We start from the raw sequence: 883 nt of genomic DNA, 5'->3' as shown, positions 1-883 counted from the left end.
GCGTGTCTGGGTGAAGCGTTCCAGCTCACGCAAGTCGAAGTTGCGCAAGTGGCCGAGGTCTCGGTCCCAACAATCAGGGCTCACTCAAATTCGATTCAGGAAGTGTACCAGCGAGCCCCGTGATTCACCCCAAGAATTGGATTGACAACCTTGTTTCAGCGTTTTCCCTACCGTGTCTACTCAACGGGCATGTCGCATCTGCTAGTTTTGTATGCGCCGGCGATGGGTGCCGGCGCAGTTGAGTCGTGAGACAGTTGGAGAGCGACTCAGAGCGCCAGTGAGGGACCAACGAATGCACCAGATAATCTACGCGCTCGTAGAGGCATCGACGACAGACGAAGCACTCGCAGTGGGGCGAAGTGTCTTCGACCGACTCGTGGGAACTTCGCCCGAATACGGGGCTGTTTTCGACTACTATGTGACGTTCGACGACGATTCGACGAGCGTCGCTGGGAAAGCACGCTGGGGAGAACTGCCCATAGCGCAACCAATCGATTCAGACAGTGGCCAAGAATTGCTTGAACGTGGCTGGGAGGAGACAAAACAGGAGTTCGAACGGAACCTTGAGCGAGTCCGGGAAGGCATTCAGGACCTCAACACCGAGGCAATCATGCGTGACGAGGAGTTGGTCCGGCACGCTTGCTACAACCTCGGGGCGTACCGGGGGCCGTCGCTCTTCTTGTACGATGAGTACGGCAGTGCGATTCGCCATCGCGACCAGCTTGATCGTGTCCTTGAGTCCGACGAGCAGATGTGGATTATCTCGGCGGACGTCCACTACTAAGCCTGGAATCGATAGACAAACAGGCACTATGGACTTAACCAACAAAGCCCAGCCATTCCCCGCTTTTGTTGGTTAAGAAGATGACGGACCTACTGACTT

At 55.7% G+C, this 883-nt stretch carries 1 protein-coding gene; it reads left to right on the top strand.

Annotated features, from left to right (window positions below):
• Positions 1-292 precede the first annotated feature (292 nt).
• On the top strand, positions 293-784 hold the full coding sequence (locus tag AUR66_RS15605; RefSeq protein ID WP_058573182.1) for a hypothetical protein: 492 nt from the start codon (positions 293-295) through the stop codon (positions 782-784).
• The last annotated feature ends 99 nt before the right edge of the window (positions 785-883 follow it).

Source organism: Haloferax profundi, from assembly GCF_001469865.1.
Lineage (GTDB): Archaea > Halobacteriota > Halobacteria > Halobacteriales > Haloferacaceae > Haloferax > Haloferax profundi.
The sequence above is the reverse complement of the archived record's forward strand: the minus strand, read 5'-3'. Positions and strand labels throughout refer to the sequence as shown.

Excerpts from the sequence above, each read along its gene's own strand:
- AUR66_RS15605 (WP_058573182.1), top strand. The coding sequence starts at position 293 with ATGCACCAGATAATCTACGCGCTCGTAGAGGCATCGACGACAGACGAA.